Origin of the sequence: Lysinibacillus sp. ACHW1.5 (assembly GCF_022014815.1) — a bacterium.
Lineage (GTDB): Bacteria > Bacillota > Bacilli > Bacillales_A > Planococcaceae > Lysinibacillus > Lysinibacillus capsici.
Map to the genome: position 1 here is coordinate 1229369 of NZ_CP091777.1, position 21529 is coordinate 1250897.

The window sequence follows — 21529 nt, forward strand, 5'->3', positions numbered from 1 at the left end:
ATCGCTCCTTTTATTTTGTTAAATTTGACCATTCTTTTTCAAAGTTTGTAAACGGATCTTCTTCTTTTTTTCCTTCAATTGTAGGGATTTTTACATCTTCGCCATTCCATTTTTTATAGATAACATAGATAATGGCGATGGCAGCAAGACCTACCATTGCTGGAATGTTAGACACTGCTGATAGGACACCGATTAGACCAACTGTAAACCAGAAAATTTTACCGAAAGATGACTTACTAGCAATGTAGAAGTGCATGCCCAGTGCTACAAATAATCCAGAGAATAATAACCCCGCCAGTGGTCCAATTAACGCTAGTGCAACACATGCTGCAATGACGCCTCCAGTTAATAAAAGAAATTTTTTCATTTGTTTTAGCTCCTTTCGTTTGTACCTTTATGTTACCTATTTACAAGATTGTCTAAAACGGACTCGAAATTGATTTTGAACTAGGTCTTGAGGCTGAGATTCATCTAAGCAGCCAAAATAGAAGCTTTTTAGCCGTGTTTAATAAGACTTTTTCTTGTTTTTGGAAAAATATTAATTATTTTTGGTTGGAAATACCATTTGTCATAAAGTCATTTATAGACCCGAAACTAGAATTTTTTCGACAAAAATAGAAGAGAGATCCCTCCTTCGTTTGACAAATAAACAAGATTGAATGAGCTATACTTATGAAAAAGAAACTGAGCGAAGGAGGATTTCTGGTGAGAACCTATTCTATATATAAGATAAAAGAAGAGCATTTAACGTTTATTTTTGGCAGAGAGCGTAAGTTGTTAGAGATGATGCAAGGTTGTGAAGATGCCAATGAGAAATCCTTAAAAGAGCTTGCATATATATGTGAATCCGTTCGTTTTGAGGAGATTGCAGCCATGTTAGAGCATCAACTTGATTCCAAATATGCACACCTAGAAAGAGCTCGTAATGCTTTGTTTTTAGAACATCCGATCAAAGGTAAAATGGCTATTTATTTAGTAGATCGTAAAATTTGTGTTTACTGTGAAGGTTCGCGAATGCTAGATTTAGATTTATTTCAAATGCTTGCTAAAATGAGTGAACGTTTTATTGCTTTTAATAAACAGGATAATGAGTGTGGGTGGTTAAAGCCGATGAAGTATACAATGCACTAGGAAAATTCACTACAATATATAGTAACACGCTATTATTTGGTGTATAATGGAGCGTGGAGAGTTTTTCTCGGTATATTGTAGTGGAGGAGGTTGGTTGTATGCCTACATGGGGCTGGATTATTATCGTAATTATCGCATTAGCAGCGGGCGCAGCACTTGGTTTCTATTTCGCTCGTCAAGCTATGATGAAATATTTGAAAGAAAACCCACCTATTAATGAGCAAATGATTCGTATGATGATGGCGCAAATGGGTCGTACGCCGTCTGAAAAGCAAGTACGTCAAATGATGGCGCAAATGAATAAATTCCAGAAGTAATTTGGAATGTTCCGAGCAACTAGTTCAAGCTTAACTAGTTGTTTTTTTATTTTTAATAGTATTTAAATAATTCTTAAAAATCATACAACTCTATCGGGAAACTATGTATAATGGAGTTACTATACGGAAGGGAGTAGTGTATATTGCAAAAAGAAAAAACAAATGTAGAAAGTTTTGATCTAGATCATACAAAAGTAAAGGCACCTTATGTTCGTTTAGCAGGTGTGAAAACGGGCAAAAATGGCGATGAGGTATATAAATACGATATTCGCTTTAAACAGCCAAATAAGGAGCATATGGAAATGCCTGCATTGCATTCTTTGGAGCATTTATCTGCTGACATTATCCGTAATTACTCTGATCATATTGTTGATTTCAGTCCAATGGGTTGTCAAACAGGCTTCTATGTGTCCTTGATCAATCATAATGATTATGAGGATTTATTAGCTATTTTAGAGAACACATTTACAGATGTGACAAAGGCAACCGCAGTGCCTGCCTGCAATGAAGTGCAATGTGGCTGGGCTGCTAGCCATAGTTTAGAAGGGGCCCAAGCATTAGCGAAAGAGTTTTTAGCGAAACGTGATGAATGGCATATTATTTTTGAAGATTAAATAAAATAAAAACCTTGCGAGTAAAATAACGCAAGGTTTTTCATTGCCCTAAAAATGGAATGGAATGACATTCGAAGAAGAGGAATCCCGATTGATTTTTTGATAAATAAAATTGTCTAAAAAATCATGAATTAAATCCTCATATTCATCCATATTTTCATTAAAGGATTGTGCATGTGCCCCCGTATCAAAAAGTTTTAATTTTTTTGGACCGGTTTTTTTATTGTAGAGATCGAGTGACATGGAAGCTGGAATAAACGTATCTGGAATACTATGGATAAAGAGCACAGGTTTTTCAATATGTGTGACGGCTTCGGCAGGTGTTACACTTTTAAATGAGTAACCATCTCTGAGACGAACAAAAAAGTCAGCAAAACGAATAGGAATAATGGAGCCATATTTAAATTCAGTTTTTGCAATTTGTTTGAGTAACATAGAAAAGTCGGAGAACGCGCAATCTGAGATATAAAAATCAGCGCCATCCTCGACTGTTCCTGCATAGAGGAGCATGGTTGCAGCACCCATCGATTCACCGTGAATGCCAAGTATAGCATCCTCTCCAATCATGGCTTTGACTGTTTTCACCACGGCATCAAGATCGTTTTTCTCATAGTAGCCATAGCTTGTAGTCTTGCCTCCAGATTCACCATGGCGACGGTGGTCAAATATAACAGAATTATAGCCAAGTCTTTCAAAAAGGCGAGCATATTTCACGGAATTTATTTTATTTTCGGTGACACCGTGGCAAATGATGATCGTGTTATTTGTTTGCAATGGCTGAAACATAATGCCTCGAATTGTATAGCCATTTGGAGAATCAATATTCAGTTTACATTTCAAGTTTTTATTGTACCAAGCCTCATCAAAGCGTTTTGCGGTCGTTTCTCGTTCCCGTATAAATTCAGGGTCTTTTTGTTGGATATACATTAATTTATTGGAAAGCGCGAAGCCGAACAGACCTGTTGCAGCGGCGGCTAGCGTTGTTGTAATACCAGAGAATAAAAGCATCTTCTTTTTCATCATAAAACACCTCCACATGCTGTTTCTTATTTGTAATGTTCCCAACTAAGATTGTTTAAAACACGTCAACATTTTACAATATCTTTGGCAAAACTGCGATTATTTCTATTATCGAAAATCGTCATAATATTTGTTAAAATATACATATCTGCTAGTAGCATATGCATGCAGTGTTGATTCTTGAACGGGGAAAAGGGGAGAATGATTATGACAAACGAGGTAGTAATCGTGAGCGCGGTGCGTACTGCAATCGGCTCATTTCAGGGGACATTAAAAGATGTACCAGCGACAACGTTAGGTAGCATTGTCATTAAAGAAGCATTAGCGCGTGCTGGCGTAGCAGGAGAACAGGTTGATGAGGTCATTATGGGGAATGTTTTATCGGCTGGACTTGGACAAAATCCAGCGCGACAAGCGGCAATTAAAGCGGGGTTACCTCAAGAGGTATCAGCCTTAACAATTAATAAAGTATGTGGATCGGGTTTAAAGGCTGTTCATTTAGCAACACAGGCGATTTTAGCGGGAGATGCAGAGATTGTTGTTGCAGGTGGATTTGAAAATATGAGCCAGGCTCCATACGTATTAAAAAATGCACGAGAAGGCTTCCGAATGGGCGACCAAAAGATAGTAGATACAATGATTCATGATGGCCTATGGTGTGCTTTTAACGATTATCATATGGGCATTACAGCTGAGAATTTATGTGATATGTATCAAATTTCTCGAGAAGAGCAGGATGCTTTTGCAGCTCGTTCTCAGCAACGCGCAGAGGCAGCAATTGCAGCGGGCAAGTTTGAAAATGAAATCGTTGCTGTTGAGATTCCACAGCGCAAGGGAGAGCCACTGCTTTTCAATAAAGATGAATTTCCACGAGCAGGTGTGACAGCAGAATCATTAGGTAAGCTACGACCAGCATTTAAAAAGGATGGCTCTGTCACAGCAGCGAACGCGTCTGGTATTAATGATGGTGCGGCAGCGGTAGTGGTGATGTCAAAGGAAAAAGCACAAGAGCTAGGCATTCAACCAATGGCGATCATTTCAGCGAATGCTAGTGCTGGTGTAGATCCTGCAATTATGGGTACAGGTCCTGTAAAAGCAGTACAAAAAGCGCTGACAAAGGCTGAGATTACTTTAAACGATATCGATTTAATTGAAGCAAATGAAGCATTTGCAGCACAATCAATTGCTGTAGATCGTGAATTAAGCTTTAATCATGATAAACTAAATGTTAACGGGGGTGCCATTGCTCTTGGTCACCCAATCGGTGCTAGTGGTGCTCGGATTTTGGTAACGCTATTACATGAGATGGAAAAGCGTGATGTGAAAACGGGCTTAGCCACATTATGTATCGGCGGTGGACAAGGCGTAGCAACAGTTGTGAAGCGCCCTTGATGTCAATAAGAAGGTGATTAGAAATGGGAAAGAAACGAAAACAGCAACAACATACCGACAATAGTGTAACAGCTAGTCTACCTAAGCAAGAGGCCGTTACATTAGCAGATCAGCTAGGTGGCGATGTGCTAGCAAAATTAAAAGCAGCGAAGCAAGATTTAACTGCTAAAGAGCAGGCGGCAGAAGAAGAACGTCAAGCAAAACTGGCCTTTGAACGTAAACAACGAGAAAAAAACAAATCGTTTGAAGAACTTTTGAACGAATACGGCGATAAAGGTACTAAATATTAAGAGAGAACAGTGAATTCACATAGGTGGGTTCACTGTTTTATATTTACAGCATAAAATTTATACGGTTGTGGTCGATATATAAGGAGAGATTTTTGAAATTAATGGAACGGGAGACGCTGCCAATAACATATACCTAATTGTAATTTAGTATCAATTAAATTATGTTAGGAGACCAACATGGTAGAATTACAAACAGAAAGAATAAGATTAATTCCTTTAAACGCTAAGTATCTTAATTTACTAATAGCGCATGAGGAGCAAATGGCGGCGGAGTTGTCATTAAGTAAAGGTGTAGGGAGTTTAGATGACGAGCTTAAACAAGCGTTGTATTTTAGACTTTCCAAAGTATTAAAAGACGAGCAAAATTATCTGTGGCACACGAATTGGTTACTTGTCTTAAAAGAAAAAAATTGTGCTGTTGGTGGCATAATGCTAAAAGGTACGCCAAATGAGCAAGAGGAAGTGGTGATCGGGTATTATACTTTGCCTCCTTATTGGAGGCAGGGCTATATGACAGAATCAATCATAGCTCTTAAAGACTGGTTACTCCATCAGCCAAATGTAAAATACGTTATCGCTGACACGGAAAAAGAAAATATGGCTTCCCATCGAGTTTTGGAAAAAGCAGGGGCTGTCTTGTTTAAAGAAACGAAGTCCCTCTATTTTTGGCGGTTCCACCTTTAAAATAAAAGACAAAAGGCTATAATTGAGCCTTTTGTCTTTTATTTTTGAGTATTTTTCTTACTGCAACAATGAGACTAACAAAAACAATGGCTCCAGCTGTATCGACAAGCACATCTTGAGCACTCATTGTACGACCTGGCGTAAAGCCTTGACGAAATTCATCAAGCACCGCAATTATAGCTGTTCCACCGATAGCAATACTTGCTGCAAAACGTCTTTTTCCCCAGGCAAAGTAAAGGCCAAGTGCGATGCATCCAAATCCCATGAAGTGTGTCAATTTACGAATTAAAAACTCTACAAATGGAAAATAACCTCGCTCTTCCACTGAAACGATGTTTCCCCAATAGGGAATTTTTAAAATAGATAGTTGTTCTTCGAAAGGTTTATTGGCGAGCAAATCTTCTAATTCTGGTAGTATACTTTGTTGCTCATAGGTCATACTAGAGGAGATTACTAGTACAACTAGACAAATGAGTAAAATTAGCCATTTTTTCATCGATGTTCTTGATAGTACTCATTTTTTGTTAGCACATTAGCTACCTTGAAATCTGTTATTGAATTAATTTTCTCGTAGGAAGCAAGCGTTTGTGCTAGTTGTTGTTGTGAGCTTGCACCAATGACCGTAGAAGCGATTGTTGGCTCTTTCAGATTAAAAGCGATAGCCAAAGCATGCAAATCATCATAGTGTATAGCTAAGTCTGTTAACGTTGATGTTAACTCCTCAGCAGTATAGGTGTTAAAACCATTTACATGTTGTAAACGTTGTTGCCAGCTATTCGTTAATAAGCCCTTTGCCACTGTGCCACGTGTTACAACAGAAGCACCCTGTTTCGCAATAAAGTTAAACCATTCTTCAGGGCGGCGATCGAGGGCACTGTATTGCATCATGACGCTTCTAGCGGAGCTTGCAGGTAAAAATCGCTGCAATACATTAGGACGTATGGAGGATATACCATATTCACGAATAAGCCCTTCTTTTTTCAGTCCTTCAAATGTGTCAATTATCCCGTCCCAATCATCTTCGATTGTGCCACCGTGTAATTGATATACATCAATGTAGTCTGTTCCTAAACGTCGTAAGCTAGCATGGACAGCTTCTTTTATATAGGATGGTGATGCATCCCAATGCCAGCCATCTATCCCTTCTGCCCACCGATTACCTACCTTTGTTGCTAGAATGATATCATGACGACGCTTACCTAACGTTGTACCGATAATCTCTTCATTTGCACCATAATCATATAAATCCGCTGTATCAATATAGTTAATGCCAGCATCTAATGCCATATCGACAATGGCAGCTGCTTGTGTTTTATCTGTCGAAAGAGACATGCCTCCTAAACTAATCTCTGAAATAAACAATTCACTTGTACCAAGCTGTCTTTTTTTCATACGAATGACCTCCTTCGATTTCTCTACTTGTAATGGTACAATGAACATATCTGAAGAACAAGCGAGGTTATCGTCAATGAAAAAGTTTGAGGAAAAAACAACGAAAACGACACCGATCTATGACGGTAGAATAATAAAACTACAAATTGATGATGTCACTTTACCAAATGGACAGGATGCAAAACGTGAAATAATAAAGCATCCAGGTGCAGTAGCAGTGATTGCTGTTACGGACGAGGGTAAACTAGTGTTAGTAGAGCAATATCGCAAAGCACTGGAGCGTTCTATTATTGAAATTCCGGCTGGAAAGCTTGAGCCAGGTGAGGAGCCAGTGATGACAGCACGTCGAGAATTAGAGGAAGAGACAGGTTATGGCGCACATCAACTTACTTTTTTACAAACATTTGCAACATCACCAGGCTTTGCGGATGAAGTTATTCATTTGTTTGTGGCGAAGGGATTATATACAATAGACAATAAAGCAGATTTAGATGAGGATGAATTTGTCGAACTATTAGAAGTTTCGTTGGAAGAAGCACAAGTAATGGTGGCTGACCAGCGTATATATGATGCTAAAACAGCATTCGCAGTGCTATGGCTAGCTGCAAATTTAGAAAATAATCTTTTAGCATAATAGAGACGGACGAGCATAAGCTGTACAAACCTTGATAGAAAAGGAGCATGTTTATGTCTCGTACGGTGTCTATTTTTTATCACGCTTCCATCATTGCAGTAAGTTTTGTTTGTGGCGTTATTTTCTTTCATATTATTGGTGGACCGAAAGCGGAACCCTTTCTATTATTTATAGAGCCTCGTTTAGCAGATGGGGACAGGCAATCCATTTTTCGTTTAGTACTGCCTGTTGCTATTTCCATAGGTCTTATATTATTACTAGCAACACATAGCGTCTTAAAGGTGTTAGTGCGTGTGACGGTAGCCATGCGTGCCACTTTTTTTGGCTTTAGTTCGGTTTTTTTATTACAAAAACTTGAAGCTTTTTGGCTTTATACGATTTGGTGGTTTCCATTTCAGCTCATCTATTGTATATTGTTGCTAGTCCTATGCAATTTACTTGTACCCGCTTGGTCAAAGCGAAAAATCGGGAAACAAGTATCTGGTCGGACAATTTTGTTGAATTTTATCGCATTTTTCATCATAATAGTTGCTGAGTTTATTGTTATTTCTTATGTGTTAAAATGATGGATTGAATAGATCAAAATTGTGATCAGATAAAAAAGTAGAAGCATGTTAGAAATCTATTCACTATCTTGTAATAGGATTTACTCCTTTGGTATAATGGAAAGAGTTTAGGGGGGCGTCACATGGAGAGCCGAATTGATCGTATAAAAAAACAGTTGCATAGTGCTAGTTACAAGCTGACGCCGCAGCGAGAAGCGACAGTTGCTGTTTTGCTTGAGCACGAAGAGGACCACCTAAGTGCTGAAGATGTTTATCTTTTAGTAAAAGAAAAAGCACCTGAGATTGGTCTAGCTACTGTTTATAGAACGTTAGAATTATTAACTGAGCTCAAAATTGTCGACAAAATCAACTTTGGCGATGGCGTATCGCGCTATGATTTACGCCAAGAGGGAGCTGCCCATTTCCACCATCATCTTGTTTGTATCGAATGTGGTGCTGTTGATGAAATTCAAGAAGATTTACTTGAAGATGTGGAAGCCGTTGTTGAAAAACGTTGGAACTTTATCATAAAAGATCACCGACTAACTTTCCACGGCATATGCTGGCGCTGTCATGATAAAAACGACGAATCGAATGAAGAAAAATAACGAAAAACTGTCTGTTTTAATCTTTGGTATAGATTGAATCGGGCAGTTTTTTGTTATTTTATTGAAGTATAGACACCATTAGGGTTGGTGGTTTATGTCGAATGGAGGGTCCTTTAGCACATTTCTTAAGGCCATGCTAAAATAGAGAATAATTGACAGTGAGGGGGCGTTGTGATGAATGAATTTCAATATGCAGTAGAGGACTATATCCATTTTATTCAGGTGGAAAGGCAGTTATCTGTTAATACATTAGCATCCTATCGCCGAGATTTAGAAAGCTATGTACATTTTTTAAAGGAAGCAGAAGGTATGTCTGATTTTAGTGTGGTAGAACGGACAACTATATTACGCCATTTAGAGCAATTGCGGGCACAGGGAAAGACAAGTCGTACCGTTGCCCGTCATATTTCTTCGATTCGGAGTTTCCACCAATTTTTACTACGAGAAAAGCGCGCAGAAACTGATCCGACAGTCCATTTGGAGATGCCGACAATTGAGCAAAAGTTGCCTAATATTTTATCTATCCAAGAGATTGAAGCTTTACTAACAGCTCCTAATAAAAGTAAGCCACAAGGTATACGTGATCTTGCCATGCTGGAGTTATTATATGGCTCTGGTATGCGCATCAGTGAACTTATTGCACTGGATTTAGCTGATATTCATATAACAATGGGTTTTGTACGTGTATTTGGGAAGGGTGGCAAGGAGCGAATCATTCCACTCGGCAAAAGCGCACTTTCGGCAATAAATGCCTATTTAAATGGTGCTCGTAGTCAATTACAGGGAAAGTACCCCAAAACAGATGCGTTTTTTATTAATCAAAGAGGGAAACGTTTAACAAGGCAGGGTTGTTGGAAATTAATGAAGGAGCATGCGCTAAAGGCAGGCATCCAACATGAATTAACACCACATACATTGCGTCATTCCTTTGCCACTCATTTGGTTGAAAATGGAGCCGATTTACGAGCGGTGCAGGAGATGCTTGGTCATGCAGATATTTCTACTACGCAGATTTATACACATATTAGCAAAACAAGATTATCTGAGGTCTATAAGCAATTCCATCCACGGGCTTAAAAGTTAATAGGAAAAAATTATATTTCAGTCGGATGTCTGACCTTTATTTTTCGCATTTTTTTGGTAAAATAGAGTCATGAGATTAGGAGGCAACCATTATGAATAAACCATTTAACAAAATCCATGTTGTTGTCATGGATTCCGTAGGTATTGGTGAAGCGCCAGACGCTGCAAAATTTGGGGATGTTGGCGCACATACACTAGGACATATCGCTGAAAAAATGAATGGGCTTACAATGCCAGTAATGGAGTCATTTGGTTTAGCGAATATTGAACCATTGCATGGAATGCATGCAACTACTGACCCTAAAGCATACTACGGTAAAATGCAAGAAGCATCAGTTGGTAAAGATACGATGACAGGCCATTGGGAAATCATGGGGTTAAATATTGATAAACCCTTTAAAGTGTATCCAGATGGGTTTCCAGCAGAGCTAATTGATGAGCTAGAGAAACGTACAGGTCGGAAAGTGCTATGCAATCAGCCAGCAAGTGGTACACAAGTAATTGAAGATTTCGGGAAGGAGCATATGGAAACAGGTGCGATTATTGTCTATACATCAGCCGATCCTGTTTTACAAATTGCTGCTCATGAAGAAATCATTCCGTTAGAAGAGTTATATAAAATTTGCGAAATTGCTCGTGAATTAACATTACAGCCTGAATATTTAGTAGGTCGCGTCATCGCACGACCATTTGTTGGTACGCCTGGAAACTTTACTCGTACATCCAATCGTCATGATTATGCGTTAAAGCCATTTGGTCGTACAACAATGAATGTTTTGAAGGACGCGGGATTAGATGTGATTGCAATTGGAAAAATCTCAGATATTTTCAATGGTGAAGGTGTGACAGATTCTGTACGTACAAAAAATAATATGGATGGTATGGATCAATTTGCAGAAGTTGTACGTCGTGACTTCCGTGGTCTAAGCTTTTTAAATTTAGTCGACTTTGATGCCAATTACGGCCATCGACGTGATCCTCTAGGCTATGGACAGGCATTACAAGAATTTGATGCACGTCTACCAGAAATTCTAGAGGCAATGTCAGAAGACGATCTATTAATTATTACAGCAGATCACGGCAATGATCCAACCTTTCCAGGAACAGATCATACACGCGAATATGTACCACTAATTGTCTATTCACCACGTTTTAAAGGTGGTGCGGAACTTGCGCTTCGTGAAACCTTTGCAGATATTGCAGCAACAGTTGCAGAAAACTTTCATGTAGACGCACCGCCATTCGGTAAAAGTTTCTTACATGATTTGAAATAAGGGGGTTTTTTGTATGAATATGGTTCAATTGTTTGAAAAGAAAAAACAAGGATTAGAGCTTTCTCAAGCTGAAATTCAGTATTTTGTTGAAGGCTATACGACAGGCTCTATCCCAGATTATCAAGCAAGTTCTTTATTAATGGCGATACGTTTATTAGGCATGTCTGATGATGAGACATTTTATTTAACTAAGGCAATGATCGAATCAGGCGATGTCATTGATTTAACATCTATTGAAGGCTTTAAAATTGATAAACACTCAACTGGAGGGGTTGGTGACAAGGTTACACTTGTTGTTACGCCAATTATTGCTGCTCTAGGAATTCCTGTTGCGAAATTTAGCGGTAAAGGCTTAGGGATTACTGGTGGGACAATTGATAAACTTGAATCCATTCAGGGCTTTAAAACAGAGCTTTCATCACAGGAGTTCATTGATAATGTCAATCAGCATAAAATTGCCGTTGCTGGACAAACAGGTAATCTAGTACCAGCCGACAAAAAATTATATGCATTGCGTGATGTGACAGGTACTGTCGATTCTATTCCATTAATCGCAGCGTCGATTATGAGTAAAAAAATTGCAAGTGGTGCCGATGGTATAGTCCTCGATGTAAAATGTGGCTCAGGTGCGTTTATGAAGACGCAGGAAGAAGCACAGCGTTTAGCAGATACAATGACGGCTATTGGAGAAAAACTTGGCCGTAAAGTCATCGCACACATCAGTGATATGGATAATCCGTTAGGGAAAATGATTGGTAATAAGCTTGAGGTAGTGGAGGCTTATGCCCTATTAAGTGGACGTATGGAAGAAACGCATGAAGATTTGGTTGATGAATGTGTTGTCATCTCTTCCTTGATGTACCAAATTGCGGCAGGTGTGAATGAAGCGGAAGCAACAGCTGCTGTTAAGCGAGTGCTAGCAGATGGCTCTGCAGCTGCAAAATTCGAGGAGTTTATTGTGGCGCAAGGAGGAGTAGTCTCTGATATTGTTCAAAATGACACAGCTCATAAAGTAGCAGTGACAGCGGTTTCAGAGGGCACGGTGGAGACGATTAATGCTTTATTAGTTGGAGAAGCAAGTGTTAGTCTAGGCGCTGGACGTTTAACGAAGGAATCAAAGCTTGATTATGATGCAGGAATTCAGCTAATCGCCAAAAAAGGTGATCATGTCAATAATGGCGATACGATTGCTTATTTGTATTCCAATCAGCCAATTGATGAAGAGACAATTAATAAAATTCAGCAAGCTTATACAATTGCATAAAGATTATTAGCGAGAGCCCTCACTTATAAGGGTTCTCGCTTTTTTGTGCGTTCGATGAATCGCCAAAATTTAGAGCTCGATAGCGTTTAGAAATTGTAGATTTATCCCATACTGCACATAACCTAAAAAGCTATAAGTATGTCGATTAGACACTATTTCGGAAGACTTTGCACTAGTTCTGTCAGCCACAAGGATTCAACCTATTGAATGTGGAATTGCACGAGGAGGAGGCGATGTTCATGCATTATCAATTAGAAATGGTCACAAGAGAGACAGTCGTTATACGTTTGTTTGGGGAGCTCGATCATCATGCCGTTGAACAAATTCGAGCGAAAATTTCTGCAGCAATTTTTCAAGGCACTGTGACGACCATCATTTGGAACTTGGAAGGACTATCTTTCATGGATAGTTCGGGAGTTGGATTAGTGCTTGGTCGTATGCGTGAGTTAGAGGCAGTTGCTGGGCGAACTATATTATTGAATCCATCGCCAACAATGCGAAAAGTATTTCAATTTTCAGGTTTAGGACCGTGGATGATGGATGCAACAGAGGAACAAGCGATTGATCGCGTAAGGGGGATTGTAAATGGATAACGAAATGACATTAACTTTTTTGGCAATTAGTGAAAATGAAGCTTTAGCGCGTGTAGCTGTTACAGGCTTTATTGCTCAATTAGATCCAACTATTGATGAGCTATCAGAATTTAAAACAGTTGTCTCAGAAGCAGTTTCCAATGCTATTATTCATGGCTATGAAGAAGATGGTAAGGGTGTTGTGACAGTTCATGCTAAACGTGAGGATGATATTGTGACAGTATCTGTCATGGATAAAGGGATAGGAATTGAAGACGTTAGTCGAGCAATGGAGCCATTATTTACAACAAAAAGTATGATGGAGCGTTCGGGTATGGGCTTCACGATTATGGATAGCTTCTCAGATCAGCTGACAGTTATATCAAAATGGCAAGAAGGAACAACTGTAACATTCACGAAGAAATTTTACACAGTTCGCACAGCGGTAATGTGAGGTTAAACCCGTGAAGCCGTTAGAACAGTCGTCCGATAAGCTATTGTCTCAGGAGGAAATGCGTGATTTAATTGCACGCGCACAGCAGGGCGATCATGAGGCTCGTAAACGAATGGTAGAAGGCAATACGAGACTTGTGTGGTCCATTGTTCAACGTTTTACAACGAGAGGTGTTGAGCTTGAGGATTTATTCCAGATTGGCTGCATAGGGCTCATGAAATCTGTGGATAAATTTGATTTAACCTATGATGTGAAATTTTCAACCTATGCTGTACCGATGATCATTGGAGAAATTCAGCGCTTTTTAAGGGATGATGGCATGGTGAAGGTGAGCCGCTCTATTCGTGAGCTCAATTTTAAAATCCGTCATGCTACAGATGAATTTATTAAAAAGAATGAACATCCACCAACCATTCAAGAGCTTGCTCAGGTGCTTGGTGTGACAACAGAGGAAATTGTTACCGCATCCGATGCACTGAGAGACCCTGCCTCTCTTCATGAGCAATTGTATGAGAGTGAAGGGGATTCCATTACACTAATGGATCAAATGAAGGATGAAAAATCGGAGCAACCCTTTGATTACATCCCATTAAAAGAAGTACTAACGAGACTTGAGCCAAGAGAGCAGTCTATCATATATCTTCGCTATTTTTCAGATTGCACGCAAACTGAAATTGCAAATAGATTAGGTATTTCGCAGGTACAGGTTTCCCGTTTAGAGAAAAAAATCCTTGCCCAGCTGAAAAGTTGGATGGCAACAAGTGCAACAGTGGAGCAGGAAGCAATAAAAAAAGACATCTAAGAAAATGGTGACAGCATGACAAATAAATTATTTAACAGCTTAGAAGAAGCCGAAGATTTTCTTATAGAACAATTTGGTGACGGCGAATCGTTTGACGTTGGTATTAAACACTTATTTGTCAAAGATTTGCCGGTCCTTTGTGCATATATTAGTGGGCTTGTAGATGGAGAAGCTTTAACACAGTTACTATCTAGCATGCTTCCAGAAGAGGACATTGAAATTGATGTAGAGGATGAGAAGGAATATTTTGAGTCTTACTTTAATTTCCATGGACGTTCAGAAGAAACAGAGCGTAAAGCCTATTTACTAGCCATTTTAAGTGGACAAGTCACCTTTATTACTAAAAGTGGCTATTGCTATGTTGCGGAGCTTAGAAACTATCCAGGTCGTTCTCCAGAAGAGCCGGATAATGAAAAAGTTATCCGTGGATCAAGGGATGGCTTTACAGAAGGGATTTCTCAAAACACTGCCTTAATACGTAGGCGAATTCGTAATAGTAATCTACGTTTCGAGCTACATAAAATATCCAAAATCGGTCAAACCGACGTGGCGATCGCGTTTATGAAGGATGTTGCCAATGAAGATATGCTCGAAAGTTTACGACAGCGTCTTGGACAAATAAATCATGATGGCTTGACGATGGCCGATAAATCATTAGAAGAATGGCTCTTTAAACAAAAGTTCCACCCAGTTCCATTTGTACGTTATACGGAGAGACCTGATATTGCTGCAGCGCATCTACTTGAAGGGCATATAGCTATATTAGTCGATACTTCTCCATCCGTTATTTTAGTACCTGTTACAGTGTTTCATTTATTGCAGCATGCAGAGGAATATCGTCAAGCACCCACAGTAGGGACGTTCGTACGTTTTATGCGATATTTTGGCTCTGTAATGGGTTTACTTTTATTGCCATTGTGGTATGTATTTGCAACGAATGAATCCCTACTTCCAGATGCCCTCTCCTTTTTAGGTACGGAGGAGAAATCGCATGTACCTTTATTACTACAAATTTTGATTGCAGATATTGGAATAGAATTTTTGAGGATGGCCGCCATTCATACTCCGTCACCACTGTCCACAGCGATGGGGTTGGTTGCGGGGGTAATCATTGGTCAAATTGCCATAGATGTTGGATTATTCTCTTCAGAGGTGGTCCTCTATACAGCGGTGGCAGCCATTCTTATTTTCATTATTCCATCCTATGAGCTTAGTATCTCCATTAAAATTTTTAGGTTACTGTTACTTCTGATGACGGGTCTCTGGGGTGTCAATGGGTTATTTATTGGTTTATTTTTATTGTTTACGTATTTATGTTCATTGCGACCAATGCAGGCACCTTATTTATGGCCGCTTGTTCCATTCTTTCCAACAGCGATGCTTCGTGTCATTATTCGCTTCCCAATGACAGCGGATGCACTAAGACCTTATGTAGTCGCTTCCAAACAGCGAAAAAGATCATAGGAGCCGTTGCACTCGTTTTTTTCATGTGATAAAGTTCACATATAGTATTTTGTGATTTTTGCAAAAATTATTTTCATTCAAGAAAAAGTAAGAACTATACATTTGTTTTTTATAGTTGAGGGAAATAATTTTTTGATGGAATGGTTCTAATGTAGTAAAGAACCATTCCACTTTCAAATCGTAAAAATAACAAGATGGAACGATGTGAAAAGGGAGAGATGCACATGCATTTATATGGAACACAAGCGATTTCTGAAGATGGTCATTTAACAATTGGACAGGTAGACACATTAGAGCTAGCAAAAGAGTATGGTACACCACTTTTCGTGTATGATACTGCACTTATTCGTAAGCGTGCGCGTAGCTTTATCGATACGTTTAAAAAACTAGGTGTAAAAGCAGAAGTAGCTTATGCTTCAAAAGCATTTGCATGTGTAGCAGTGTATCAATTAGCAGCAGAAGAAAATTTATCATTGGATGTTGTATCTGGTGGCGAATTATTTACGGCCTTAAAGGCTGGTTTCCCTGCAGAGCGCATTCATTTTCATGGTAACAATAAAAGCATTGCTGAATTAGAGCTAGCTTTTGACTCCAAGATTGGATGTATTGTTGTAGATAATTTCTATGAAATACAGCTTTTAAAAGATATTTCGGAGCGCCGTCAGCAAAAAATGCGTATATTATTACGTGTTACACCAGGTGTGGAAGCACATACGCATGATTTCATCACGACAGGTCAAGCAGATTCAAAATTCGGCTTTGACTTAAACAATGGTCAAGCAGATGAAGCATTCCAACAAACATTTAACCATGAATTCCTAGAGCTTCTTGGTTTACATTGCCATATTGGCTCACAAATTTTTGACACTGCCGGCTTTGGGTTAGCTGGAGAAAAATTGATTGACAAAATTTCTGATTGGAACAAGACTCACGGATTTACATGTACTGTGTTAAACTTAGGTGGGGGCTTTGGTATTCGTTATACTGAAGAAGATGCACCGCTTGAACCACAAGTATATGTAGAGGATATGATTACAGTTGTCAAAAATAAAGCAACTGTTCTTGGACTGAAGATGCCGGAAATTTGGATTGAACCAGGTCGATCACTTGTAGGTGATGCAGGAACATCTCTTTATACAATCGGTTCACAAAAAACTGTGCCAGATGTGCGGAAATATATTGCTGTTGATGGAGGTATGAGCGATAATATCCGTCCCGCATTATACGACGCTAAGTATGAGGCAGTCATTGCAAGTAAGGCGAACGAGCCGAAAGATGAACTTTATACAGTTGCTGGTAAATTATGTGAATCTGGCGATAAATTAATTATTGATGCTAAACTACAAGATGCTGCTTCAGGTGATGTATTAGCCATCTTCTGTACAGGTGCGTATGGTTATTCGATGGCTAGTAACTATAATCGTGTGCCAAGACCTGCAGTTGTATTTGTAGAGGATGGACAGCATCAACTAGCTATTCGCCGCGAAAGTTATGAAGATATTGTGCAAAACGATCTCCCGCTAACTTTAAAAAAGGGTGAGTAAATTTGAGGAAAAATAAGTGGGTATTACTAGCGTCCATTACAACATTTATTTTATTATGGGGCGTAGTCTATTGGGTGTTGGCGTCGAAAGGTATTCTCGGACCTGGTTCGTAAGACAGAAATTGGCTTGCGGTAAAAGTACAAATCGTGTAGGATAGTCAAAGATTATGTACAGCTAGAAAAAGAGGGAATAGACAAATATGTTAATTCGATATAAAAAAGCTTTAGAGAAAATAGCAATGGGGCTACTTTCATTTATGCCTAACGAAAAAGACGTAAAAAAGCTTACAGAAACCATCCACTCCTATGAAAATGACGATAATTGGGTTTTATACTTATGGAAAAAGAATGATGAATATGTTGGCATTGTAGGGCTTGTTGTTGATGAGCATAATATAGCCACAATCCAGCACGTGTCGGTGATCCCTTCCTATAGAGGAGAGGGCGTAGCAACGGAGATGCTTCAAGAAGTGGCGGAACTTGGCCAATATGAAAGTGTACGCGCTACAGATGAAACACGTAGTTTTGTTCAAAAATGTATTCATTGTATCGATGAAAAAGCAGACGATTAACAACGTCTGCTTTTTCTTTGTTTGCTTTCTTGTCGCTCTGCAAGAATATGTGAGCGATCTCGAAGCATATGTTTATGAAGAAGATAATTTGAGCTATTTGATGGCAAAAGCTTTATACGTACTAGGGCTAAATCCAGCAAGTGAGGTGAGAGAGGAAGCTGGAAAGATTGAAAGGACTTGCCCATTTCAATCGAAGTGATAGCTTTTGTTATTTGTGTTAGGAGTTCAAGATAATCAATTTCTTGGAAAAAAACATGCCCTTCATTTACTTGAAAGTTATGAAGTGCTTTTTCTAAAATTCGTTTAGCACCAGTATTGTTACCACGTCGCCAATGATAGAAACCTGTTGCCAGCTGCACATAGCCGACAAGCGGATGCATTTTATCGCCAGGTGCAATTTCCTTCCAATATTCCTCTAGCACTTCATGGCATTCAAAAAAATCTTGATTGCCATTAAAATAGGCACAGTAATCTATAAATAAAGTATGATGCTGTGGATGCATTTTGGACTCCTTTCCACTATACTAAAAGAACATAGAATCTCAGGGTGGTAAAATAATGTCTTATGAAGTAAAATTAGAAGCCTTTTCAGGGCCTCTTGATTTATTATTGCATTTAATTCACAGATTGGAAATTGATATCTATGATATCCCAATGGCTGAAATTACACAACAATATATCGACCATATACATGCAATGCAAGTATTAGAGTTAAATGAAGCAAGTGAATATTTAGTAATGGCAGCAACGTTACTGGCAATTAAAAGCCGCATGTTATTGCCAATTCACGAAGGAGAGATGGAGGACGCAGAATTAGAAGTGGACGGCCCTGACCCTCGTGAAGAACTGGTGCAACGCTTAATCGAATATAAAAAATACAAGGAAGCAGCTAGTAATTTGCAAGAGCTTGAAACAGACCGAGCACAGGTATTTACGAGGCCACCTGCTGATTTAACAGGATTAGCCTCAGAAGAACAGATGGCTTTATTTGATTTGAATGTGAATATCTATGATATGCTTGGAGCATTTCAGAAATTAATGCGTCGCAAAAAATTAAAAAAACCATTAAAAACTACTGTAGCAAGGCAGGAACGATCAGTAAAAGATCAAATGCGCTCTGTTGTGGATTCTTTACGATTAACAGGTGGACGTGCATCATTTTTCGAGCTTTTTCCCTTTGAAGATAAGCCAACACTTATTCTGACGTTTGTATCTCTTCTTGAACTGATGAAACGTCAGGTCGTCATCGTAGAGCAAGATGGTAACTTTGAAGAATTAACGGTTACCTTACAGAAGGAGGAATGGGAAGATGACGAAAACATTGATGTTACAGAGTAGAATTGAAGCCTTATTATTTGTTGTAGGAGATGATGGCTTAACGATTAAACAACTTTCACAACTCTTAGGAGAGCAGGAAGAGCTGATTCTGCAAACAATGAATACCTTGAGAGAAACCTACGAAGAAGATTTAACAAGAGGAATCACGGTGAAAGAAATTGCAGGCGTTTATCAGCTCATTACAAAATCTGAGTTTGCCGATACGATTCAAAGATTAGTAGAAAATCCAACCGCACAATCCTTATCTCAAGCCTCCCTCGAAGTGTTGGCAATCGTGGCATACAAACAGCCCATTACCCGTGTAGCAATAGAAGATTTGCGTGGTGTCAAGTGTGAGCGTCCCATCCAAACATTAGTTTCACGAGGATTAATTAAAGAAGTAGGACGGTCAGAAGGGACTGGACGTGCCATCTTATATGGAACAACCAAAGAATTTTTACATTATTTTGGCTTAAATAGTATAGAAGAAATGCCTCCTCTACCTGAAGAGGATCTTGTTGATACAGAACAAGAAACAGATTTATTTATGACAAAGTTCCAAGAGACATTTAGCGTGGCAAAATAATGGGTATAATGGTTGGCCTTCAACATAAATATAAATCTATAATTTCCTATCACATTGAATAAGGAGTGGCTCGTTGCTTCGGTTATTTCGTTTAACACTGTTTATGATCATTGTGTTAATGGTAATGCTTCCTCAGACTAGCTTTGCAAGAGGAGGAAGCGGCTATGCTGTCTTAGATGGCGATACTGGACGGATTTTAATAGGGTCCAATAGCGATGAACGATTACCTATTGCTAGTCTAACGAAAATTTGGACAGCACTTGTGGCAATTGAAAATAGTGACTTGCAGGATGAAGTTGTAATATCTCCGAAGGCTGCTATGGCTGAGGGAAGCTCTATTTACCTACAGGCTGGTGAAACGGTGACAGTTGAAACGTTATTGTATGGCTTAATGCTGCGTTCCGGCAATGATGCTGCAACAGCTTTAGCCGAACATGTAGGAGGCTCTGTAGAGGGTTTTGTCAAATTAATGAATGAACGAGCTGTTATTGCAGGTCTTACCAATACCGTCTTTATGAATCCTTCTGGTCTTCATCATGATGAGCATTTATCGTCTGCAAGAGATACTGCTGAGATGTTAAGACTTGCTTTGCAAAATAAAACCTTTGAGAAAATTGCTTCAACGGTACTTTATCGGGCAAATACAGTAAACGGAATGCTATGGGAAAATAAACACCGTCTATTAAGAGAAGGCTCAGGAATGGCGGCAGATATAGATGATGAGACAGAACAGCCTGTTAGTTCCTTAAAGTCAGCCACTGGTACTGCTTTCGCTGGGAAAACGGGCTTTACTAAGGTTGCTGGACGAACACTTGCAACGGCCTTTCAAAAGGACGGGCAAATCTGCATTGTCGTCACATTAAATGAATCAGATGATTGGAATGTACATCGAGGCTTATCTAATAAAGTATGGCAAGATTATAGTCTTGAAACAGTAGTGAAAAAGGGTAAATACAATGTCAATAAAAAGTTAGCTATTCGTTTACAAGAGCCCGTTCGACTACAGTTAAATAAAGAGGAGAAAGAACAAGTGAGGCAAGTATTACATGTTTCAAGGAAACGCCAAGAAGCAGTTTTGTCGATCTTTATAGGAGAAGAACGGATTTATGCAACGCCAGTAAAAGTTGAATCAGCGGATCGTTAAAAACGATTTGCTGATTTTTTTACATTATTTGATCAATTGATGTTAAATTTGGTAAAATGATAATGAGTGTAAAAATTCTTAATTTTCTTAAAAAGGGGGTGCATAAATTGAGGAAAGCTTCAATGGAAAGTAATGGTAGGCAAATTCAATTTGGGCTAATCATTATCTTATTTTTATCAAGTTTAATTGTCCCTGTCATTCTACTATATCCAATTCAAGAGATACTATATCGACCAAATGAATTTTATTATTTTGCACCTTATTTTAATGCTTATATTATCTTTATGGTCTCTTTATTTGTCATGGCCCTCGTACTACTAATCAATTATTTGATCATACCTAAAACGAAAAAAAGAAAGAATATTCAACGTGGTCTAGTGTCTACTTCCTTATTAATTGCCTTAGGTTTCATCGCATTAAGCTTTAATACTTATAAATGGATAGATTCAAGCGGTATTCATATGAATCCATTTTTTAGTTTAAAAGTAAATTTTGTCGAGTGGGAAGAAATAGTGAAAGTTGAGCAGGTTAATCTAGAAAAAAGTGGTGTGACAAAGCCTGATCATCTGGTTTTTACAATTCAAGATGGTTCCACAATTGAGGAACCTTTGGCAGGCAACATGGTACTGGCTAAAAACTATATAGCCAATGAGTTAAAGCAGCGTGGCCTAACAATTGAAAATGTATACAAATAAAAGCTGCCGAATGGTAGCTTTTTTTGTGTCAAAATAAACATTTTACAATCGATTCGCATGATTATCAAATGAGTATACTGCTAGTAAACAAAACAAAATCTCGGTTCAAATGTTAAGAAATTAACGAATGAG

General features: G+C 38.8%; 27 protein-coding genes. 22 read left to right on the forward strand and 5 right to left on the reverse strand.

Annotation, left to right across the window (positions count from 1 at the left end; translation table 11 throughout):
* Nucleotides 1-10: 10 nt before the first annotated feature.
* The gene (locus L6W14_RS05730) at nucleotides 11-367 is read right to left on the reverse strand and encodes a lmo0954 family membrane protein (protein WP_048391315.1); all 357 of its coding nucleotides are present in this window, start codon (nucleotides 365-367) and stop codon (nucleotides 11-13) included.
* Nucleotides 368-705: 338 nt separating this feature from the next.
* Here L6W14_RS05730 and sirA point away from each other — a divergent pair, with 338 nt between their 5' ends.
* From sirA to L6W14_RS05745, 3 genes are all read left to right on the forward strand, one after another.
* Complete coding sequence (sirA, locus tag L6W14_RS05735) at nucleotides 706-1131, forward strand: sporulation inhibitor of replication protein SirA (RefSeq protein WP_004232148.1); 426 nt, start codon at nucleotides 706-708, stop codon at nucleotides 1129-1131.
* 98 nt (nucleotides 1132-1229) lie between these two features.
* Entirely contained in the window at nucleotides 1230-1448 is a 219-nt protein-coding gene (locus L6W14_RS05740; protein WP_004232154.1) for a YneF family protein, read from the forward strand.
* A gap of 143 nt (nucleotides 1449-1591) precedes the next feature.
* Nucleotides 1592-2062: an S-ribosylhomocysteine lyase gene (locus L6W14_RS05745; protein ID WP_004232156.1), complete on the forward strand. Its 471-nt coding sequence runs from the start codon at nucleotides 1592-1594 to the stop codon at nucleotides 2060-2062.
* 48 nt (nucleotides 2063-2110) lie between these two features.
* Here L6W14_RS05745 and L6W14_RS05750 read toward each other — a convergent pair whose 3' ends face one another.
* Complete coding sequence (locus L6W14_RS05750) at nucleotides 2111-3082, reverse strand: alpha/beta hydrolase (RefSeq protein WP_237900930.1); 972 nt, start codon at nucleotides 3080-3082, stop codon at nucleotides 2111-2113.
* A 207-nt stretch (nucleotides 3083-3289) separates the two neighbouring features.
* Between L6W14_RS05750 and L6W14_RS05755 the strand changes: the two genes are divergently transcribed.
* The 3 genes from L6W14_RS05755 to L6W14_RS05765 all read left to right on the forward strand — a co-directional run bounded on the left by L6W14_RS05755 (nucleotide 3290) and on the right by L6W14_RS05765 (nucleotide 5448).
* A complete protein-coding gene (locus L6W14_RS05755; RefSeq protein WP_193767295.1) occupies nucleotides 3290-4474 on the forward strand; it encodes an acetyl-CoA C-acetyltransferase in 1185 nt (394 codons plus the stop codon).
* 23 nt (nucleotides 4475-4497) lie between these two features.
* The gene (locus tag L6W14_RS05760; RefSeq protein WP_036080173.1) at nucleotides 4498-4764 is read left to right on the forward strand and encodes a YqkE family protein; all 267 of its coding nucleotides are present in this window, start codon (nucleotides 4498-4500) and stop codon (nucleotides 4762-4764) included.
* Between the two features lie 177 nt (nucleotides 4765-4941).
* A complete protein-coding gene (locus tag L6W14_RS05765) occupies nucleotides 4942-5448 on the forward strand; it encodes a GNAT family N-acetyltransferase (protein WP_131519520.1) in 507 nt (168 codons plus the stop codon).
* A 16-nt stretch (nucleotides 5449-5464) separates the two neighbouring features.
* On the opposite strand, the gene L6W14_RS05770 is transcribed toward L6W14_RS05765, so the two are convergent.
* Together L6W14_RS05770 and L6W14_RS05775 are read right to left on the reverse strand one after the other, a co-directional pair.
* Complete coding sequence (locus L6W14_RS05770) at nucleotides 5465-5944, reverse strand: VanZ family protein (RefSeq protein ID WP_237899810.1); 480 nt, start codon at nucleotides 5942-5944, stop codon at nucleotides 5465-5467.
* Nucleotides 5941-6840, reverse strand: a complete 900-nt coding sequence (locus L6W14_RS05775) for an aldo/keto reductase (RefSeq protein ID WP_131519522.1) — start codon at nucleotides 6838-6840, stop codon at nucleotides 5941-5943. Before L6W14_RS05775 ends, L6W14_RS05770 begins: the two co-directional genes overlap by 4 nt.
* Before the next feature lie 76 nt (nucleotides 6841-6916).
* Between L6W14_RS05775 and L6W14_RS05780 the strand changes: the two genes are divergently transcribed.
* From L6W14_RS05780 to L6W14_RS05835, 12 genes are all read left to right on the forward strand, one after another.
* On the forward strand, nucleotides 6917-7474 hold the full coding sequence (locus tag L6W14_RS05780) for an NUDIX domain-containing protein (protein WP_237899812.1): 558 nt from the start codon (nucleotides 6917-6919) through the stop codon (nucleotides 7472-7474).
* Nucleotides 7475-7527: 53 nt separating this feature from the next.
* Nucleotides 7528-8040 carry a hypothetical protein gene (locus L6W14_RS05785; RefSeq protein ID WP_131519524.1) on the forward strand — a complete coding sequence of 171 codons (513 nt, stop codon included), beginning with the start codon at nucleotides 7528-7530 and terminating at the stop codon, nucleotides 8038-8040.
* Nucleotides 8041-8162: 122 nt separating this feature from the next.
* Nucleotides 8163-8627 (forward strand): ferric iron uptake transcriptional regulator, encoded by a 465-nt coding sequence (locus tag L6W14_RS05790; protein WP_004232171.1) that lies wholly within the window; start codon nucleotides 8163-8165, stop codon nucleotides 8625-8627.
* Between the two features lie 174 nt (nucleotides 8628-8801).
* A complete protein-coding gene (gene xerD, locus L6W14_RS05795) occupies nucleotides 8802-9704 on the forward strand; it encodes a site-specific tyrosine recombinase XerD (RefSeq protein WP_131519525.1) in 903 nt (300 codons plus the stop codon).
* 98 nt (nucleotides 9705-9802) lie between these two features.
* Complete coding sequence (deoB, locus tag L6W14_RS05800; protein ID WP_237899819.1) at nucleotides 9803-10984, forward strand: phosphopentomutase; 1182 nt, start codon at nucleotides 9803-9805, stop codon at nucleotides 10982-10984.
* 13 nt (nucleotides 10985-10997) lie between these two features.
* The gene (locus L6W14_RS05805; protein ID WP_048391297.1) at nucleotides 10998-12248 is read left to right on the forward strand and encodes a thymidine phosphorylase; all 1251 of its coding nucleotides are present in this window, start codon (nucleotides 10998-11000) and stop codon (nucleotides 12246-12248) included.
* A 239-nt stretch (nucleotides 12249-12487) separates the two neighbouring features.
* Nucleotides 12488-12841: an anti-sigma F factor antagonist gene (gene spoIIAA, locus L6W14_RS05810; RefSeq protein ID WP_004232181.1), complete on the forward strand. Its 354-nt coding sequence runs from the start codon at nucleotides 12488-12490 to the stop codon at nucleotides 12839-12841.
* On the forward strand, nucleotides 12834-13274 hold the full coding sequence (gene spoIIAB, locus L6W14_RS05815) for an anti-sigma F factor (RefSeq protein ID WP_048391296.1): 441 nt from the start codon (nucleotides 12834-12836) through the stop codon (nucleotides 13272-13274). Before spoIIAA ends, spoIIAB begins: the two co-directional genes overlap by 8 nt.
* Before the next feature lie 58 nt (nucleotides 13275-13332).
* Nucleotides 13333-14076: an RNA polymerase sporulation sigma factor SigF gene (gene sigF / locus L6W14_RS05820; protein WP_283778184.1), complete on the forward strand. Its 744-nt coding sequence runs from the start codon at nucleotides 13333-13335 to the stop codon at nucleotides 14074-14076.
* 15 nt (nucleotides 14077-14091) lie between these two features.
* Nucleotides 14092-15540, forward strand: coding sequence for a spore germination protein (locus tag L6W14_RS05825; RefSeq protein WP_131519528.1), 1449 nt, complete (start codon nucleotides 14092-14094; stop codon nucleotides 15538-15540).
* Nucleotides 15541-15764: 224 nt separating this feature from the next.
* A complete protein-coding gene (lysA, locus tag L6W14_RS05830) occupies nucleotides 15765-17084 on the forward strand; it encodes a diaminopimelate decarboxylase (RefSeq protein WP_131519529.1) in 1320 nt (439 codons plus the stop codon).
* A gap of 199 nt (nucleotides 17085-17283) precedes the next feature.
* The gene (locus L6W14_RS05835; RefSeq protein ID WP_004232192.1) at nucleotides 17284-17655 is read left to right on the forward strand and encodes a GNAT family N-acetyltransferase; all 372 of its coding nucleotides are present in this window, start codon (nucleotides 17284-17286) and stop codon (nucleotides 17653-17655) included.
* On the opposite strand, the gene L6W14_RS05840 is transcribed toward L6W14_RS05835, so the two are convergent.
* A complete protein-coding gene (locus L6W14_RS05840) occupies nucleotides 17652-18158 on the reverse strand; it encodes a DUF309 domain-containing protein (protein WP_237899821.1) in 507 nt (168 codons plus the stop codon). The two genes, L6W14_RS05835 and L6W14_RS05840, sit on opposite strands and share 4 nt — an antisense overlap.
* Before the next feature lie 55 nt (nucleotides 18159-18213).
* Here L6W14_RS05840 and L6W14_RS05845 point away from each other — a divergent pair, with 55 nt between their 5' ends.
* The 4 genes from L6W14_RS05845 to L6W14_RS05860 all read left to right on the forward strand — a co-directional run bounded on the left by L6W14_RS05845 (nucleotide 18214) and on the right by L6W14_RS05860 (nucleotide 21397).
* Nucleotides 18214-18993, forward strand: coding sequence for a segregation/condensation protein A (locus L6W14_RS05845; protein WP_131519531.1), 780 nt, complete (start codon nucleotides 18214-18216; stop codon nucleotides 18991-18993).
* Nucleotides 18965-19558 carry an SMC-Scp complex subunit ScpB gene (gene scpB / locus L6W14_RS05850; RefSeq protein WP_131519532.1) on the forward strand — a complete coding sequence of 198 codons (594 nt, stop codon included), beginning with the start codon at nucleotides 18965-18967 and terminating at the stop codon, nucleotides 19556-19558. The genes L6W14_RS05845 and scpB overlap by 29 nt, the downstream gene beginning before the upstream one ends.
* 73 nt (nucleotides 19559-19631) lie before the next feature.
* The gene (locus L6W14_RS05855) at nucleotides 19632-20702 is read left to right on the forward strand and encodes a D-alanyl-D-alanine carboxypeptidase family protein (protein ID WP_131519533.1); all 1071 of its coding nucleotides are present in this window, start codon (nucleotides 19632-19634) and stop codon (nucleotides 20700-20702) included.
* A gap of 107 nt (nucleotides 20703-20809) precedes the next feature.
* The gene (locus tag L6W14_RS05860; RefSeq protein WP_227744819.1) at nucleotides 20810-21397 is read left to right on the forward strand and encodes an alkaline shock response membrane anchor protein AmaP; all 588 of its coding nucleotides are present in this window, start codon (nucleotides 20810-20812) and stop codon (nucleotides 21395-21397) included.
* The last annotated feature ends 132 nt before the right edge of the window (nucleotides 21398-21529 follow it).

What these genes read in the sequence shown, in the direction of transcription:
- spoIIAB (WP_048391296.1), top strand. Translation starts at nt 12,834, where the DNA reads ATGGATAACGAAATGACATTAACTTTTTTGGCAATTAGTGAAAATGAA.
- L6W14_RS05765 (WP_131519520.1), top strand. Translation starts at nt 4,942, where the DNA reads ATGGTAGAATTACAAACAGAAAGAATAAGATTAATTCCTTTAAACGCT.
- L6W14_RS05790 (WP_004232171.1), top strand. Translation starts at nt 8,163, where the DNA reads ATGGAGAGCCGAATTGATCGTATAAAAAAACAGTTGCATAGTGCTAGT.
- L6W14_RS05780 (WP_237899812.1), top strand. Translation starts at nt 6,917, where the DNA reads ATGAAAAAGTTTGAGGAAAAAACAACGAAAACGACACCGATCTATGAC.
- deoB (WP_237899819.1), top strand. Translation starts at nt 9,803, where the DNA reads ATGAATAAACCATTTAACAAAATCCATGTTGTTGTCATGGATTCCGTA.
- L6W14_RS05740 (WP_004232154.1), top strand. Translation starts at nt 1,230, where the DNA reads ATGCCTACATGGGGCTGGATTATTATCGTAATTATCGCATTAGCAGCG.
- L6W14_RS05835 (WP_004232192.1), top strand. Translation starts at nt 17,284, where the DNA reads ATGTTAATTCGATATAAAAAAGCTTTAGAGAAAATAGCAATGGGGCTA.
- L6W14_RS05805 (WP_048391297.1), top strand. Translation starts at nt 10,998, where the DNA reads ATGAATATGGTTCAATTGTTTGAAAAGAAAAAACAAGGATTAGAGCTT.
- scpB (WP_131519532.1), top strand. Translation starts at nt 18,965, where the DNA reads ATGACGAAAACATTGATGTTACAGAGTAGAATTGAAGCCTTATTATTT.
- lysA (WP_131519529.1), top strand. Translation starts at nt 15,765, where the DNA reads ATGCATTTATATGGAACACAAGCGATTTCTGAAGATGGTCATTTAACA.
- L6W14_RS05840 (WP_237899821.1), bottom strand. Translation starts at nt 18,158, where the DNA reads ATGCATCCACAGCATCATACTTTATTTATAGATTACTGTGCCTATTTT.
- L6W14_RS05730 (WP_048391315.1), bottom strand. Translation starts at nt 367, where the DNA reads ATGAAAAAATTTCTTTTATTAACTGGAGGCGTCATTGCAGCATGTGTT.
- L6W14_RS05750 (WP_237900930.1), bottom strand. Translation starts at nt 3,082, where the DNA reads ATGAAAAAGAAGATGCTTTTATTCTCTGGTATTACAACAACGCTAGCC.
- L6W14_RS05760 (WP_036080173.1), top strand. Translation starts at nt 4,498, where the DNA reads ATGGGAAAGAAACGAAAACAGCAACAACATACCGACAATAGTGTAACA.
- L6W14_RS05845 (WP_131519531.1), top strand. Translation starts at nt 18,214, where the DNA reads ATGTCTTATGAAGTAAAATTAGAAGCCTTTTCAGGGCCTCTTGATTTA.
- L6W14_RS05785 (WP_131519524.1), top strand. Translation starts at nt 7,528, where the DNA reads ATGTCTCGTACGGTGTCTATTTTTTATCACGCTTCCATCATTGCAGTA.
- spoIIAA (WP_004232181.1), top strand. Translation starts at nt 12,488, where the DNA reads ATGCATTATCAATTAGAAATGGTCACAAGAGAGACAGTCGTTATACGT.
- L6W14_RS05755 (WP_193767295.1), top strand. Translation starts at nt 3,290, where the DNA reads ATGACAAACGAGGTAGTAATCGTGAGCGCGGTGCGTACTGCAATCGGC.
- L6W14_RS05770 (WP_237899810.1), bottom strand. Translation starts at nt 5,944, where the DNA reads ATGAAAAAATGGCTAATTTTACTCATTTGTCTAGTTGTACTAGTAATC.
- L6W14_RS05825 (WP_131519528.1), top strand. Translation starts at nt 14,092, where the DNA reads ATGACAAATAAATTATTTAACAGCTTAGAAGAAGCCGAAGATTTTCTT.
- sigF (WP_283778184.1), top strand. Translation starts at nt 13,333, where the DNA reads ATGCGTGATTTAATTGCACGCGCACAGCAGGGCGATCATGAGGCTCGT.
- L6W14_RS05775 (WP_131519522.1), bottom strand. Translation starts at nt 6,840, where the DNA reads ATGAAAAAAAGACAGCTTGGTACAAGTGAATTGTTTATTTCAGAGATT.
- xerD (WP_131519525.1), top strand. Translation starts at nt 8,802, where the DNA reads ATGAATGAATTTCAATATGCAGTAGAGGACTATATCCATTTTATTCAG.